Here is a 760-nt window from a genome sequence, read left to right as displayed (position 1 = left end):
ATTGTCGTCTACGTCGCCGTCGACAACCCGAAAGGAACGATTCAATTCGGGGGTACGGTTGCAGCGCCGATCGTCGGAAACATCATGAGAGACAGTCTTCCGCAGCTCGGCGTTAAGAAGCGGAAAGATCAGATCGAACGCGAATATCAATGGCTGGACAAAAAGCTGATCGAGGTCCCGAACCTTATAGGGCTTTCCGTGACAGAGCTTGAACCATTGCTGATCAACCTCAGGCTGAAGGCTTCCGGAGAAGGCGATGTCGTCGTTCAGCAGTCCCCTAAGCCGGGCGAAAAAGTAAAAGAAGGATCGACGATTCGCATTTATCTTGACAGCGATGACGGAGCCTCTGATTAATTCGTTTCAATATAGGAGCGGCTGCCTGCTGATGTCCGGGGCCGTTCCTCCTAAAAAATATATCGATTTTAAAGGATTAGCTGGATGTATCCTCTTTTTTACGCTAAAATATGAACTGTATGTCTGCACGAAGCTCGTGCGGCGAATCAATATGACAACGAATGAAGAATGATGAGACTTGAGAGGTTTGATACGATGAAATTGACAAAGCTTCTTACATATTTAAAAAATGTACCTTCCTATGCCGGCCAAGAAGACCCTGATATAACTTCAATTGAGATGGACTCCAGGGAAGTCAAGACAGGGAGTCTTTTTGTTTGTATAAAAGGCTATACAGTCGACGGGCATGACTACGCCCGCCAAGCCGCTGAAAAAGGGGCCGCCGCCATTGTGGCGGAAAGGGAAG

Annotated in this window: 2 protein-coding genes; both read left to right on the top strand. The window is 47.8% G+C overall.

Annotated features, from left to right (window positions below; translation table 11 throughout):
- Positions 1–354, top strand: a 354-nt coding sequence (locus tag ACWHAR_RS26365) for a PASTA domain-containing protein (protein ID WP_452088336.1), incomplete at its 5' end; no start/stop codon positions are given.
- A 195-nt stretch (positions 355–549) separates the two neighbouring features.
- On the top strand, positions 550–760 hold a 211-nt coding region (locus tag ACWHAR_RS26360), incomplete at its 3' end, for a Mur ligase domain-containing protein (protein WP_452088335.1).

Source organism: Bacillus sp. LR--39 (assembly GCF_053613335.1).
The sequence above is the reverse complement of the archived record's forward strand: the minus strand, read 5'-3'. Positions and strand labels throughout refer to the sequence as shown.